Annotated in this window: 16 protein-coding genes; 6 read left to right on the top strand and 10 right to left on the bottom strand. The window is 70.1% G+C overall.

Features of this window, described 5'->3' with window-relative positions; all coding sequences use genetic code 11:
• Window positions 1-106 precede the first annotated feature (106 nt).
• Together ACFYRH_RS23380 and ACFYRH_RS23375 are read left to right on the top strand one after the other, a co-directional pair.
• Window positions 107-1,045 (top strand): LLM class flavin-dependent oxidoreductase, encoded by a 939-nt coding sequence (locus ACFYRH_RS23380; RefSeq protein ID WP_387778915.1) that lies wholly within the window; start codon window positions 107-109, stop codon window positions 1,043-1,045.
• Complete coding sequence (locus ACFYRH_RS23375) at window positions 1,042-2,622, top strand: mucoidy inhibitor MuiA family protein (protein ID WP_387778912.1); 1,581 nt, start codon at window positions 1,042-1,044, stop codon at window positions 2,620-2,622. Before ACFYRH_RS23380 ends, ACFYRH_RS23375 begins: the two co-directional genes overlap by 4 nt.
• Window positions 2,623-2,626: 4 nt before the next feature.
• Here ACFYRH_RS23375 and ACFYRH_RS23370 read toward each other — a convergent pair whose 3' ends face one another.
• Window positions 2,627-4,234 (bottom strand): multicopper oxidase family protein, encoded by a 1,608-nt coding sequence (locus ACFYRH_RS23370; protein ID WP_387778909.1) that lies wholly within the window; start codon window positions 4,232-4,234, stop codon window positions 2,627-2,629.
• Complete coding sequence (locus tag ACFYRH_RS23365) at window positions 4,227-4,643, bottom strand: hypothetical protein (protein WP_387778906.1); 417 nt, start codon at window positions 4,641-4,643, stop codon at window positions 4,227-4,229. The genes ACFYRH_RS23370 and ACFYRH_RS23365 overlap by 8 nt, the downstream gene beginning before the upstream one ends.
• A 134-nt stretch (window positions 4,644-4,777) precedes the next feature.
• Here ACFYRH_RS23365 and ACFYRH_RS23360 point away from each other — a divergent pair, with 134 nt between their 5' ends.
• Complete coding sequence (locus ACFYRH_RS23360) at window positions 4,778-5,662, top strand: LysR family transcriptional regulator (RefSeq protein WP_387778903.1); 885 nt, start codon at window positions 4,778-4,780, stop codon at window positions 5,660-5,662.
• On the opposite strand, the gene ACFYRH_RS23355 is transcribed toward ACFYRH_RS23360, so the two are convergent.
• Both ACFYRH_RS23355 and ACFYRH_RS23350 read right to left on the bottom strand, forming a co-directional pair.
• Complete coding sequence (locus ACFYRH_RS23355; protein WP_387778900.1) at window positions 5,654-6,151, bottom strand: DUF2505 domain-containing protein; 498 nt, start codon at window positions 6,149-6,151, stop codon at window positions 5,654-5,656. The two genes, ACFYRH_RS23360 and ACFYRH_RS23355, sit on opposite strands and share 9 nt — an antisense overlap.
• A 61-nt stretch (window positions 6,152-6,212) precedes the next feature.
• Window positions 6,213-6,662, bottom strand: coding sequence for a GNAT family N-acetyltransferase (locus ACFYRH_RS23350; protein WP_387778897.1), 450 nt, complete (start codon window positions 6,660-6,662; stop codon window positions 6,213-6,215).
• Window positions 6,663-6,878: 216 nt separating this feature from the next.
• On the opposite strand from ACFYRH_RS23350, the gene ACFYRH_RS23345 reads away from it, so the two are divergent.
• The 3 genes from ACFYRH_RS23345 (at window position 6,879) to ACFYRH_RS23335 (ending at window position 8,306) form a co-directional block, all read left to right on the top strand.
• A complete protein-coding gene (locus ACFYRH_RS23345; RefSeq protein ID WP_387778894.1) occupies window positions 6,879-7,460 on the top strand; it encodes an RNA polymerase sigma factor in 582 nt (193 codons plus the stop codon).
• Window positions 7,461-7,611: 151 nt separating this feature from the next.
• Window positions 7,612-8,055, top strand: a complete 444-nt coding sequence (locus ACFYRH_RS23340; protein WP_387778891.1) for a hypothetical protein — start codon at window positions 7,612-7,614, stop codon at window positions 8,053-8,055.
• Between the two features lie 14 nt (window positions 8,056-8,069).
• Entirely contained in the window at window positions 8,070-8,306 is a 237-nt protein-coding gene (locus ACFYRH_RS23335) for an antitoxin (protein WP_387778889.1), read from the top strand.
• 67 nt (window positions 8,307-8,373) lie between these two features.
• Here the strand turns inward: ACFYRH_RS23335 and ACFYRH_RS23330 are convergent, their stop codons facing one another.
• From ACFYRH_RS23330 to ACFYRH_RS23305, 6 genes are all read right to left on the bottom strand, one after another.
• On the bottom strand, window positions 8,374-8,841 hold the full coding sequence (locus tag ACFYRH_RS23330) for a hypothetical protein (protein WP_387778886.1): 468 nt from the start codon (window positions 8,839-8,841) through the stop codon (window positions 8,374-8,376).
• 147 nt (window positions 8,842-8,988) lie between these two features.
• Window positions 8,989-10,209 (bottom strand): sensor histidine kinase, encoded by a 1,221-nt coding sequence (locus tag ACFYRH_RS23325; RefSeq protein ID WP_387778883.1) that lies wholly within the window; start codon window positions 10,207-10,209, stop codon window positions 8,989-8,991.
• Window positions 10,206-10,865, bottom strand: coding sequence for a response regulator transcription factor (locus tag ACFYRH_RS23320; protein ID WP_387778880.1), 660 nt, complete (start codon window positions 10,863-10,865; stop codon window positions 10,206-10,208). Before ACFYRH_RS23320 ends, ACFYRH_RS23325 begins: the two co-directional genes overlap by 4 nt.
• Entirely contained in the window at window positions 10,862-11,605 is a 744-nt protein-coding gene (locus ACFYRH_RS23315) for an FAD:protein FMN transferase (RefSeq protein ID WP_387778877.1), read from the bottom strand. Before ACFYRH_RS23315 ends, ACFYRH_RS23320 begins: the two co-directional genes overlap by 4 nt.
• The gene (locus tag ACFYRH_RS23310; RefSeq protein ID WP_387778874.1) at window positions 11,602-12,672 is read right to left on the bottom strand and encodes a glycosyltransferase family 4 protein; all 1,071 of its coding nucleotides are present in this window, start codon (window positions 12,670-12,672) and stop codon (window positions 11,602-11,604) included. Before ACFYRH_RS23310 ends, ACFYRH_RS23315 begins: the two co-directional genes overlap by 4 nt.
• Window positions 12,669-13,679 (bottom strand): YbhN family protein, encoded by a 1,011-nt coding sequence (locus ACFYRH_RS23305; RefSeq protein WP_387778871.1) that lies wholly within the window; start codon window positions 13,677-13,679, stop codon window positions 12,669-12,671. The genes ACFYRH_RS23310 and ACFYRH_RS23305 overlap by 4 nt, the downstream gene beginning before the upstream one ends.
• Between the last annotated feature and the right edge of the window lie 43 nt (window positions 13,680-13,722).

The raw sequence follows: 13,722 nt of genomic DNA, 5'->3' as shown, positions 1-13,722 counted from the left end.
CGAAATTCGCTTCCTGGACGACGAGTCCGGATCCCGGAAGGCCGTGGCAGGAGCTCATTCCCGGGCGGGAATTGTCGCGCCGGTACCGCGTCCCGAAGATCTGCGTATGACTGTGGACGCGAAGGTCGGCGTACTGCTGCCGACGGGACAGGCGCACTGGGCGGGCGGGGATGATCCGCGGGACCTCGTACGGCTGGCGGTGCTGGCCGAGGGGCTCGGGTTCGACTCGGTATGGGCGAACGACTCGGTGCTCACACCACGGATCGAGGCGCTGACGGCACTCACCGCGGCCGCGGTCGCCACCGAGCGATTGACAGTCGGTACGGCGACATTGATGCCGGTGACGCGGCGCCCGGTGAACGCGGCGCACAGTCTGGCGTCGCTCGACCTGGTGTCCGGTGGGCGGCTCGTGGTTGGCGTCGGCGCGGGGTTCCCCGGACGGTTCGGGGAACCCTTGCACCGGTTGTCGGAGGTGCCGTGGGGACGGAGGTTCAGGCGGCTCGACGAGACGGTGGCGTTGTGGCGACAACTCTGGACTGCCGATGAGCCGGTGACGTTCCACGGCGAGCTGCTGCGACTGGACGACGTACCGCCGGCCATCCGTCCGCACACGGCCGGCGGACCGCCGGTCTGGCTCGGCGGGTCGACCCCGGCGGCGCTCGAAAGGACGGGACGTTTGTACGACGGTTGGCTGCCGTACCCGCCGGACGCGCAGGACTACGCGGCCGGCGTGCAGACCGTGCGGAAGGTCGCCGCGGAAGCCGGGCGACACGTCGACTCGGCGCTGTTCGTCTCGGTCGCCGTGACCGACACGATCGAAGAAGGTGAGGAGCGGTTGGGCGCCTACGCACGAGCCGGCTACGGGATGGAGCTCGACGAGCTCCGCAAGATCCAGGCGGTCGTCGCGGGACCTCCGGCGTACCTGACGGAGTACCTGCAGCGATACGTCATGGCCGGCGCCGGCCACCTGGTCTGCCGACTGGCCGTCACCGATCTCGCGGAGTACCGCCGGCAGCTAGAGCGACTGGCTACTGTCGTTGTATGAGTCGACTCGTGGTGGATGCGCCGATCGTTGGTGTGACTGTGTACCCGGACCGCGCGCGGGTGACCCGGCGCGGGCGGATCGCCGTGCCGGCCGGGGACCAGACGGTGTACGTCGAACCGCTCCCGCTGTCCCTCGAGCAGGACTCGGTCCGCGTCTCCGGCCGTGGTCCGGCGACCGTCCTCGGTGTGGACGTCGCGACGCAGCACCACCCGCAGGCACCTGACGAAACCGTCGCCGAGCTCGAACGCGAGCGCCTCGAAGCCCAGAACCAGGTCGCCGAACTGGCCGACGCCGACGATGTCCAAGCGCAGGTCGACGCCTTCCTCACGCAGCTGGCCCGGCGCGCCGGTGGGAGCTTCGCGCGGACGTTGGCGTCGAGCGAACCGGGCGCCGAGCTGGGTGACTTCACCGAGTCGCTCGCCGCCCGGCTCTCCGCCGTACGGGCGACTCGCCGGGAGCTCGCCACCCAGCGGCACGATGCCGACCAGCGGCTCGCGGCCGTCGAGCGCCGGCTCACCGGGCTCACGAAGCAGCGCGTCCCGGACCGGCACGCCGCCGCCATCGCCTTGGCGGTGGAATCCGAGTCCGAGGTCGAGATCGAACTCTCGTACGTCGTCCCCGCCGCCGGCTGGACCAGCTCGTACGACGTTCGTCTCGCCGGCGACCGCCTCACGCTGAACTGGTACGGCCTCGTCACCCAGCAGACCGGCGAGGACTGGCCCGAATGCGACCTCACGCTCTCGACCGCGCGGCCCACCGTCACCGCGAAGGTTCCCGAGCTCGACCCGTGGTTTCTCGACCGCTTCCAGCCGCCGGTGCCGGTCGCCGCCGCTGCACCCGGCGCCTGGGACGGGACCGAGACACTGCAGTCCGCTCCGGCCGGACCGCGCTTGGGCATGCAGGCGACGCCACGTCGCGACCGTGCGTTCGCCAACGCCGAAGCAGTTGTCGAGCAAGGCGTCACCGCGGCGAGCTACACACCCCCGCGCCCGATCGCCGTCCCCGCGGACGGCGCGACACACCGCGCCACCATCGCAGCGCTCGACCTCGAGGCAGAGCTCGACTACGTGACGGCCCCGGTGCGCTCGACCGACGTCCACCTGCGCGCGACCGTCGTGAACTCGTCCGCGCACACCCTGCCCGCCGGACGCGCCGCGGTCTTCCACGACGCGGACTTCGTCGGCTCGGCCGCGCTCCCGCTGTGGGCCCCCGGCGAGGACGTCGAACTCGCCCTCGGCCTCGACGACCGGATCCGCGTCGAACGCAAGCTGGTACGTCGGGAAGCCACGAAGGCAACCCTCGGCTCGACCCGGCGCCGTCAGGTCGAGTACGAGACCCGAATCGAGAACCACACCCCACGCACCGCGCGGATCACGGTCCTCGATCAGCTGCCGGTGGCCCGCGACCACGAGATCACCGTCAGGCCGATCACCACCCAGCCGGACCCGGCCGAGACCACCGAGCTGGGCGTCGTCACCTGGAAACTCGACCTCGCCGCCGGCGCCGAAACCACCGTCCGGTTGGGTTTCCGGGTCGACACCGGCAAGTCCGTCGACCTCACCGGCTGGCGCGAGTAGGCACTCAGACGATCTCGAGGTTGGCCATCATCCCCATGTCCTCGTGCTCCGCGTTGTGGCAGTGGAACAGGTATCGCCCGCGGTAGCCGTCGAACCGGGTGATGATCTCGGCGGACTCCCCCGGGCGCAGCGACACCGTGTCCTTCAGGCCCGCGTCGTGCGGAAGCGGCGCGTGGCCGCCCCGGGACAACACCTGGAATCCCACCAGGTGCAGATGCACCGGATGGTGGACATCGGCGACCAACCGCCAGATCTCCACATCTCCCAGCCGGGTGGTGACATCGGTGCGGTCCGGCGCGAACGGCAGGCCACCGATCAGCCATCCGTGCCCGTCCGCGAGCTGCCCGGCGCGGAACGCGAAGTCACGCACGCGCACCGCCTCCGATCGCTGCCACTGCGGAAGATCCTCGGACAGCACCGGCGGAATTCGGCTCGCGTCCGCCGCCTTCCGTACGACGTCGAACGCCATCACGTCGCGAGTCCGCCCGGTCCCCGCGCGATTCACGATCCGCACCCGGCTTCCCACCGGAACCGCGGTGAAGTCGGCGATCACGTCGTACCGCTCGGCCGGCGCGATCGGCAGATTGCGATGCCTGACCGGGGCGTGGAGCAGGCCCTGGTCGGCGCCGATCTGGACGAGCTCGAGCCGCCGTCCGTCGTCGAGGACCGCCTCCAGGTCGTAGTGCCGGGCGTTCGACGCGTTCAGGATCCGTAGCCGGTACCGTGCCGCGTCCACCTCGTGCACCGGCCACGGCGCCCCGTTGACGAGGATCACATCGCCCAGAACACCTGCCAGGTAACGCTCCTGCACACCTGGGCGGGATCGCAGCGTGGGGTCGAGAGCGGGATAGCTGAGCGAGCCGCCGGCACCGAACGCGCGGTCGGCGATCATCAACGGCAACTCCCGCGAGCCGGCCGGCAGCCCCAACGACTCCTCGGCCTCGTCGCGGACGATGTGCATTCCGGCCAGTCCCCGCCAGATCGCCGGCGCGGTGAAGTCCATCCGGTGATCGTGGTACCAGAGCAAGGTAGGTCGCTGGTCGAGTGGGAACGTGTACTCCCGCGTCACCTCGGTGGTCGTCGCCCGTGGATCGTGCATCCCCTGCATGCCCTGCCTGCCTGACATCCCGGGCATCTCGTGTGCCGTGTGCTCCGGGGTCCAGCCCCTCGGCAGGACGAGGTCGGTCGGGTAGCCGTCGGAGGCCGGTGGTGTCCGGCCGCCGTGCAGGTGGACGACCGTCGGCACCGGCAACTCGTTGCGGTGGGCAACCGTGATCGCCTGCCCGCGGCGCGATTCGATCGTCGGGCCGGGGAACGTCCCGCCATACGTCCACAACCCGGTCCGCAGCCCGGGCAGGATCTCCGTGGTCACCTCCCGCTGCACGATCTCGTACCGCTCCACTCCGTCCACGACCTGCACCGGTGCCAGCACCTCAGGCACCGGCAACGGCACCCGGAACGGCGGCGGCAGCGGTACGTCGCTCCGCAGCAGGGCGCCCGTCCGCGCCGGGCGCCGCGCCAGCGCCGCCGCACTCGACAACCCGCCGGCCGCGACGACCCCGAGCGCTCCGCCGATCCCGAGCACCTGCCGTCGGCTCATTCGTTCACGCATGGTCGACACCCACCTCGGCCTCGATCTCGACCTCGGCCTCAGGTTCGCGGCGCTCGAGCGGGTGGCGCCAGACGGCCACGAACAGCAGGACGACCGCGGCCACGGTCAGCACCCCCAGCGGGATGTGCAGCCACAACGCGCCGTCCCGACCGGCGAAGTACTGCACGGTCTCGGCGGCGACCACCGCCAGCGACGCGACGAACGGCCAGACCTGCCGCAACCGAACCCAGACCACGACCGCCACGATCACCTGCAGATAGCCGATCGACGTTGTCACGTCCGCACCGGCGGCGTGCAAGCGCAGACCGTCGAAGTCACCACTCAGATAGACGCCGGCGAACACCGGCTGGCCACAGATCGCCACCAGGTGCGCGCTGACCAAGCCCCGCAGTACCCACCCGCTGGTCATCGGGCAGCCTCCTCACTCAAGGTTCTCGACTCGCCGCGACACTATGATTCGAGAGTTATGAGCGTCCAAGACCAATATCGCTATCCTGTTATGACTCAGCCGGCATAACCAGCGGCTTCATCGAGAGGATCGCGGTGGATCTCACCATGCTCCGGCAGTTCGCCGTCGTCGCACGCCTCGAGCACCTCAGCCGGGCCGCCGACGAGCTGCACGTCGCCCAGCCCGCGCTCAGCCGCACCATCGCCCGCCTCGAGAACGAGCTCGGTACGCCGCTGTTCGACCGGGCGAACCGCCTGCGCCTGAACCCGGCCGGGGCGCTGTTCCGCGGCTATGTCGAGCGCGCTCTCGGTGAACTCGACGCCGGGCGGCGGGCCGTCGCCGAGGCGACCGAACAGGGCTCGGGCTCCGTACGGCTCGCGGCCGAGAACTTCCTGGCCCTCACCGAGCCGCTGGCCGTCTTCCGGCGCACGCATCCCGCCATCGAGTTCGCGCTCCAGCAGATGCCGGCCACGGAGATGGCCCGCCGGTTGCGTGCGCAGGACGTCGACTTCTGTATCGCGTCCCAGCCGGTGCCGAGCGCGGGCCTGGAATCGGCCGTCCTGCTGGACGAAGCCGTGTCGGTGGTGACGCCGCTCGACCATCCGCTGGCAGGCCGCGGCTCGGTGACCATCGACGAGCTCGCGGATGAGCCGTTCGTCACCGCGCGAAAGGGCCAGTGGCAGCGACGCTTGCTCGACCGGCTGTTCACCGAGCGCGGTCTGACTCCGCGGATCGTCTGTGAGAGCGACGAGGCCGGGGCGATCCAGGAACTGATCCGGGCCGGCCTCGGCATCGGCTTCAACCCGGAGACCGCGCGCCGGATGGTGCCCGACTACCCCGTCGCCTGGCTCGCTGTCGACCATCCCGAGTGCCGCCGTACGCTCTCGTTGCTGTGGAGTGCCGAGAGCCGGCTGCCGACGGCCGCACAGTTGATGCGGACCGCGATCATCGGATGGGACTGGACGCCAGGATCAGAGTGAGCCGTCCAGCCAGGATCTGGCGACCTCGAACTTCTTCTCCAGGCGAGCGCGGACGGCGTCCGCGACGAGCTGCTCGAGCCGGCTGCCGACGACCGGGACGGAAGCCGTCACCTGCAGGTCGAACGCCTGCTCGGTCCCGTGGTCGCAGGGCACGATACGCGTCGTACCGATCAGCTTCACCGGTACGCCGGTCAGCTCACCGTCGACGTCCGCCTCACGCGCACCGTTGACGTCGGCCCGGTGCCAACGCTTGCTCTGCGCAAGCTCCAGCGTGGCGCCGACGAACCGCCGCGCCACCACCGGTACCTCGGTTGCCCTCGTCTGCCAGTGGAACCGCACCGCCAGGTCGTCACCGTCGTCCCCCACGACCACGTCGTACGACTGCGCCCGCATCCGCTCGAAGACCTGCCGCTGGAACGTGACATCGGTGATCATCGCGAACACTTCCTCCGGGGAGGCGTCGTACGACGTGGCGAGAGACAGATCCATGCGCCCATCTTGCCCGACCCCCACCCCCCGGTCACGACCACTGCAGCTTCCGGCCGCCCCCTCACAAGCCCCCGCGCCGCATCCGCAGTTTCGGCGGCTCCTCCGCGATCACCTGGAAACCAAGGCGTTCGTACAACTCCCGCGCCCGATTCAGTCCCAACACGTGCAACTCCACGACGGACGCACCCGCCTGCCGCGCGCGATCCATGAGCAGGTGCAACAGCGCCGTACCGACGCCTCGCCCCTGCACCTCGGGAGCTATCTCGAGGCGGGAGATGTAGAACGTGTCCGCTGTCGCCGCAGCGGCCTGTACCATGCCTGCACGCTCGCCGCCGACGAGCACGATCTCGATCGTCTCCGGGTGGAACCAGGCCTGGTGGAACCGGCGCTGCACTGCGTCGTCCCACGGGCCCCAGGTCGCCTCGATCACGTCGCCGAGCGAACGGCGGTGCAGGTCGTACAGGAACTCGTCGTCGGCGGGCGTGGCCGGTCGCAGCCGGATGTCGTCCACGGCACCCTCCCAAACAGTTGCCTTGCGCAACAATCAACCGCCGTTCCAGCCTATTGGATCGTGGTGGCCAGGTGTTTTTCGAGTACGTAGCGGTAGGGGCGTGACACGGTGCGCAAGCTTGTGTAATCTTTTTGTGATGTTCACGGCGTAGCTGACTGAGAACGGGGCTTGGGAAGCGCATGGAGCATTTCGCACCGGGCGGTGCATGAGCCAGACATGTCCACACATGTGTCTGTACACACGCACACCGCCACCGACACAGACGATGACGAGGACACACTGATCCGGCTCGCGCAAGCGGGCGACGGGCCTGCCTTCGGCCGGCTCTACGATCGGTACCTGCCGTCGATCTACCGCTACACCTACAGCAAGACCTCGTCCCGCAGTGTGGCCGAGGACCTGACCAGCGAGACGTTCCTGCGGGCGTTCCGCGCGATCGGCAAACCACGGGCGCGGCTGAACTTCGCGGCGTGGCTCGTCACCATCGCCCGGAACGTGGTGATCGACCATCACCGGTCCGGCTGGAGCCGGCTCGCGGTCGTCACCGACGAGGTCGACCCGCAGGTCGACGAGTCGGCCGGACCGGAGCAGGTGGCACTCGCCTCGGTGAGCGAGGCCTCGCTGCGCGGCGCGATGGCCGGACTGCCCGACGACCAGCGCGAATGCCTGCTGCTGCGGTTCTTCACCGGACTGTCGATCAGCGAGACCGCGGCCGCGATGGACCGTACGGACGGCGCGGTGAAGCAACTGCAGTTCCGCGCCACCAACCGCCTGCGTGGATTGATCAAGGACCGTTGAGGTCTGCGGGAGGCGCGGTGGATGAACGCGGGCGAAACACCGGAGCGGAGTCCTTGCGCAGGTACCTACCTTCCGGTAGGAAAGGGCGGGTGCCATCCGGCTCACGGCCGTGACACGGCCGATCCATTCATATCTCACGGGGAGATATCGCATGAGCAATCCTTACGACGACAGCGAATCGTCGGACCGTTCCGGTTACGGCTCCGGTGACCAGGGCAACGACTTCGGCTCGGATTCCAGCGGAGGGGAATCCGGCGGCGAAAGCTCGTTCGGCCAGGGCAACGAGGGCTACGACAGCCGCGGCAACGACGGCGACAGCGGCAACGAGCGCCAGGGCAACGACTTCGGCCAGGGTGGCGATTCGGAGCGCTCCGGCAACGAGTCCGGTGGAGACTACGGCCGGGAAGAGTCGGGCAGCAGTTACGGCTCGGACGACGACTCGCGTGGCGGCAACGACTACAGCCAGGGCGGTGACTCGGGTGGCGACTCCGGCTACGGCCAGGGTGGCAACGAGAGCTCGTCGGACGGCGGCTACGGCTCGTCCGACGACGGCGGCAACAACGACAGCGGCGACAACAACAGCTACGGCAACTGAGCGGAGATCTGACCATGGGTGTCTTCGACAACATCAAGAACGCCGCGGAAGGCCTGAAGGACAAGGCCACCGACCTGGTCGACGGCCACGGCGACAAGGTCGGCGAGGGCCTGGACAAGGCCGGTGACTTCGTCGACGAGAAGACCGGCGGGCAGTACGGCGACAAGATCGACACCGGCGTCGACAAGGCCAAGGACGGACTCGACAACCTGGACGGCCAGAACGACGACATCCCGGACAACCAGGGCTGATCGAGAGGCCTGACCCGGTACCGCGAGAGGCGGTCGTGGATACGCTCCACGGCCGCCTCCGGCACGTTCAGAGATCGTCGTCCGGAGTGTCGACGGTGGCCAGCTCGATCAACCGCTCGGCGACCTGCGCACAGCGTTCCTCGGCCCGGCCGCGCGCCGCGCCGGCGTGCCGCAGCCGTGCGGTCGCGGTGAGAGGGTCGGACCGGACCTCGATCAGGGACCCACCCGGTCGCGGCTGCACCTTGACCGCGATCCGCACCCAGCCGCCCAGACCGCTGCGCAACCGGACGACGAGCTCGTGATCCGGACGCCAGCTCTCGACCACCGCGACGATCAGGTGCCGGTTGTGGGCGTGCCGCGCCCGCGGCTCCTTGCCGGTGTCGCGTTCCAGCGTGCTGCCCGCTTCGGGCCAGTTGTGCGCGGGCCGGAGCTCGGACGGTACGGCGACCATCCAGTCGGCGAAGGTGGCGGGATCGCGCAGCACCGCCGTCACGGCGTCAACGCCAACGGCGCCGAACCGCCAGGCCATCACCATCCGATGCCGCTTCCCTGTCCGCTGCCCGTGCCTCGACCCTTGTCCATCAGGTAGCGCCCTCGCCCGGCACCTGTCCCACGCACCCAGTAGCACCCGACGCCGGCGATCCGATGCCGCAGGCAACATCACACCGCTACCGGACCGCGGTCACGGGTCCACCATAGCGGCGGGCAGGACCAGCTCGAAGGTCGCGCCGGCCGCGCTCGGGGCGAGCCGCAGCTGGCCACCGAACCGGTTCGCCACGTCGTGCGCGAGCGCCAGGCCGAGGCCGTAGTGGGCACGACCACTCCGCGGTCCGCTCGAGTCGAACCGCCGCAGGACCCGTTGCGCCGCTTCGGGATCGAGGCCCGGGCCGGTGTCACTCACCGCGAGGATCACGTCCCCGCGCTGCCGCCGGACGGCGATCCGCACGTCTCCCCCGGGCGGCGTGTGGTCGATCGCGTTGTCCACCAGGGAAATCGTGGCCCGACGGATCGCACTCGGCGAGCCGACCGCCACCGCGCTGCCGTCGTCGGTGACCGTCCGGATCCGTACGCCGACCTGTTGCGCATGCGCTGTCGCCGACTCGCTCACCTCCAGCGCGACCCGCGCGAGATCGACCGGTTCCTGCTGCTCGGCACCTCGCGGATCGGCAGCCGCCAGCAGGTCGTCGACGACCTCCGCCAGCCGTCGTGTGTCCCGAATCACGCCGTCCGCGTCGCCCAGTACCTCGGCGCCGGCGCCTTCTCGCCGCAGCGTCCGGCCGAGCAGTTGTGCTCGCGTGCTCAACAACGTCAACGGCGTGCGTAGTTCGTGCCCGGCGTCGGCCACGAAGGCACGCTGCAACGTCAACGCCTGCGCCAGCGGCCGGACGGCACGCCGGCCGATCAGCACGCCCAGCAATCCGGCGAGCAACAGCGCCGGTACGGCGGCGAGCGCCATCGACTGCACCAACCGCGCCTGCTGCTTGTGCGCGGTCTCGAGATCGAGGATCGCCTGAACCGGCCGGCCGCGCACCATCCCGGTCGCGACCCGGTACTCACCGTCGTCCTCCGCGACCGTGCTCACCTCGATCTTCGGCGCGGCGTCGGTCCGGAGCGCCACCAACTCCGGACTGAGGTCCTCCGGAAGCCCCGGTGACGACGCCGTCCCCGACGGGCCGGCCAGCACGAGCCAGGTGCCGGCCGGTGGATCACCGACGTCGTCGGCGGTCGCGACGGCGGATCGCAGCAGATCGTCCGCCGCACCGGCTTGTCCACGCACCACGATCACGGTGACGGTCGCGATCAACAGCAGCATCGCCGCCGCCACCAATGCCGCGGCCTGGACGGCGACTCCGCGAGCAGCTCGCCGGACGAGCACCTCGTCGCCGATCAGCTGTCCGCTCATGTCGCACCCAGCCGGTACCCGAGCCCCCGCACCGTGCTGATGACGCCCCGTCCCAACTTGCGCCGGCAGTAGTGCACGTAGGTGTCCGCCACGCTCTCCGACTCCGCGTCGTCGAACACCAGGTCCAGCAGTTCCGCGCGGCTGAAGACCACTCCGGGCCGCGCCGCCAGCAGACCGAGCAGCGCGGCTTCCCGCTCCGACAACTCCACGGTCCCGCCCGCGTGCCGGCGTACCGTCCGCCCGGCCAGGTCCAGCGATCCACCGGGTACGGCGAGCTGGACGGCGTGATCGAGATGGCGCCGAAGCAGGGCCCGCACCCGGGCCAGCAGCTCGCTCAGCTCGAACGGCTTCGTCAGGTAGTCCTCGGCACCCGCGTCGAGACCCTCGACGCGGTCCTCGGTGCTGCTCCGCGCCGACAGCACCAGGATCGGCGTGCCGACGCCGCGACTCCGGAGCCGGGCGATCAGATCCAGCCCGTCGACGGCGGGCAGGCCACGGTCGACGATCATCGCGTCGACCGAACGCGTCAGCGCGAGATGCAATCCGGTGTGCCCGTCGCCGGCCCGCGTCACGGCGTACCCCTCGTCGGTGAGCACCCGGTCGAGCATGCCGATCAGGTCGGCGTCGTCCTCGACGAGCAGGATCCGCCCGGTCACGCGACTCCCCAGCCGGCCGTCGAGAACATGTTGCCATCAGCAAGGATGCCGAGCCCTTCGAAGCCCGGCAGCAGGACCGTGGGCCAGTCGTCACCGGCCACGAACGCGGCGGTGGCGAAGATGTCGGCGTACTCCAGCGACGGCCCGCTGACCGACACCGAGAGCCAGCGGCCCTGCACGGGGTCCCCGGTCCGCGGATCGTAGAGGTGCGCGCCGCGGGCCGCCGTACCGCTGGTAGCCACCGCTCCCCAGCTCCGCTGCAAGCTCGCGACGACCCGGCCCGGATCCCGCGGGTCCTGGATGCCGATCGTGAAGGCCTCGGCGCTCGGCGAGATGACGAGGACGTCGCCGCCCGCGTTCAGGCACCAGTCCACCTCGGCCACCGCACGCAACCGCCGGCCGGCCCGCTCGACGGCCCACCCCTTGACCAGCCCGGAGGGATCCCAGCCACCGTCCGGCAGGTCGGCGTCGAACAGGCCGCCGGTCATCTCCCGCGCCGCGGCACACCGCTCGCAGACCTCCTGCACGTCGAAGCCGGCCTGGTCCCAGCCGACCTCACCACGCATCAGCAGACTGACCATGCTGTCCGGCTTGTACGGGGAGAACAACCGGTCGATGCCCTCGAGTTCGGCGTACAGCTCCTGCACGGCGGTGTCCGCCGCTTCCGAGTCGGCCGCGTCACCCCGGGCGAGCACACTGATGGGCATCCCCATCATCTGCTCGACCCAGCTCCGCCTCATGACGCCGACGCTAGAGAACCTTCCCTGAGAGCCCGCTGAGCTGTGTACGCCGCGACATGCTGAGCGATCACCCGCTCCCACGTCATCACCGGATCGGTGTGCCGGTTGTGCTGCTGCATCCGGTGCAGTACGGCGGTGTCGGACAGGAGTGCCGCGACGGTCCGGGCCATCTCGGTGTCGGACTCGACCAGGAAACCCTCGACACCAGGCCGGATGAACTCGCGCACACCACCGGACGCCATCGCGACCACCGGCAGACCGGCGCAACGCGCTTCGAGCGCCGCGACCCCGAACGATTCCAGCTCGGCCGGCGCCAGGTAGACGTCCGCCGACGCGTACAACTGCTGAATCTCGTACCGTGTGAGGCGGCCCGGCAGCTCCACCCAGGGCGTCAGCGAGCGACGCCGGCTCTCGACGGCGCGCTCCCGCGGTCCGGCGCCGACGATGACACCCCGCAGCGGCACTTCGGGCGGCACGAGCTCGCGGATCGCGGCCAGGGTCCGGAGCAGCGCGATCGGACGCTTCCGCCTGGAGAGTCGCATCGTGCTGACGATCGTCAGCGGATGACTCACCCGTCCGGCGAGCCGCCACGCGGTGGGTTCGACGCCGTTGTGCAGTACGTCGACCGCGCGTCCGGGCAATGCCCGCCGAACCACGTTCGCGACCGCGCCACTCACCGCGGTCCACGCGACGTCACCGCAGTACCGGTCGATCTGGGCGATCGGCCACGGCATCGTGGGTCCGGGCAACGAGTGCACGGTGATGATCGCGGTCTCGGCCAGCCGTGCCGCACGCCAGGCCAGTGGCGACAGCAAGGACGAGTGGGCGTGGACGAGGTCGAACGACTCCAGCTCGGCGCGTAACCGCTCCACGCTCGCGGGCAGCGGTACGCCGGCCCTGGCGGGCAGCCGCACGACCGGGACACCGACCGAGGGCGGTCCCTCCGTGCTGGTGAACACCGTCACGTCGTGCCCGGCCCGGATCAGCTGGACGGCGAGATCGTGAACCTGTAACTCGATGCCCCCGAGGCGCGGCAGATAGCAGTCACTGACCAGCGCGATCCTCATCCGGCCACCGCCTGAAGGCGCGACGCGCGGTGCTGCAGCGACGACCAGATCGCGAGCAGGATGCCACCGACCGGGATCTCCATCAGGAACGTGAACCCGCGGAACAGCAGCAGCCCGGCCGCGACACCGGCCGGATCGCCACCGAGGGCGACCAGAGCGGCCGACGTACCGACCTCGACGATCCCCGCGCTGCCGGGCGTGATCGGAACCAGCGTCAACAGCCGCTCCACGGCCAGTGCCGTGAACAGCACCGGGAGACCGAGCGGCACGTGCAGGACGTGGAAGCACAGCCACAGCAGGGCGAGCTGCAGCGCGAGGTAGGCGATCATGCCGACCGTCATCGTCCGCCAGCCGGTCCGCATCAGGTGCAGCGTCGTACGGCGGAACCTCGGCAGCCGCTCGGCCAGCCGCGACCGGCGGAAGACCTTGTCGAGGGTGCGACCGATCAGAGTCGCGGCGCGCTCGTCGGCCAGGATCCAGACGCCGACCAGCACCGCGACAGGCACCGGCAGGAACAGCAGGCCGCCCGACCGGAACGCGGACGCACTGTGCAGGATCGGCGCCAGCGCGAGTGCGACCGCGATCACGCCGAGTTTCGAGGCGACGTTCAGCAGCGTCGTCACCGCGAGGAATCCGCCGAACGCGCGGCGGGTGAATCCCCAGCGCCGGACCATGCTGAAGTTCAGCGCGGTCCCGACGGCGCCGCCCAGCGGGAGAACGTTCGCCACGGCGCTCCCGGTCAGACTCAGGGTCAGCCCACGGCGCTTCGTCAGACCGGGCAGGGACGCCGCGAGGACGAACGAGTGCGCCCACAGGCCGGAGATCCACACCACCGCGAGCAGCAGCAGCGAGACCAGCGACACCCGGGCGAGGACATCGCCGATCTGCGCCCAGGTGGCACCGACCGCTCGCGGTAGGAACACCACGAGCGTCGCGGTCAGCAGCCCGCTCAGGACGGAGGTCGTCAGCCGCCTTCGCCATCCCGTATGCCGTTCGAGTTCGCTCATCGGCACCAGCGTGGAGCCCGGACGCTGAGAGGGTGCTGAGAGC

It is taken from the genome of Kribbella sp. NPDC004875 (genome assembly GCF_042873375.1).
Lineage (GTDB): Bacteria > Actinomycetota > Actinomycetes > Propionibacteriales > Kribbellaceae > Kribbella.
This window is presented reverse-complemented; position numbering and strand designations above follow the sequence as displayed.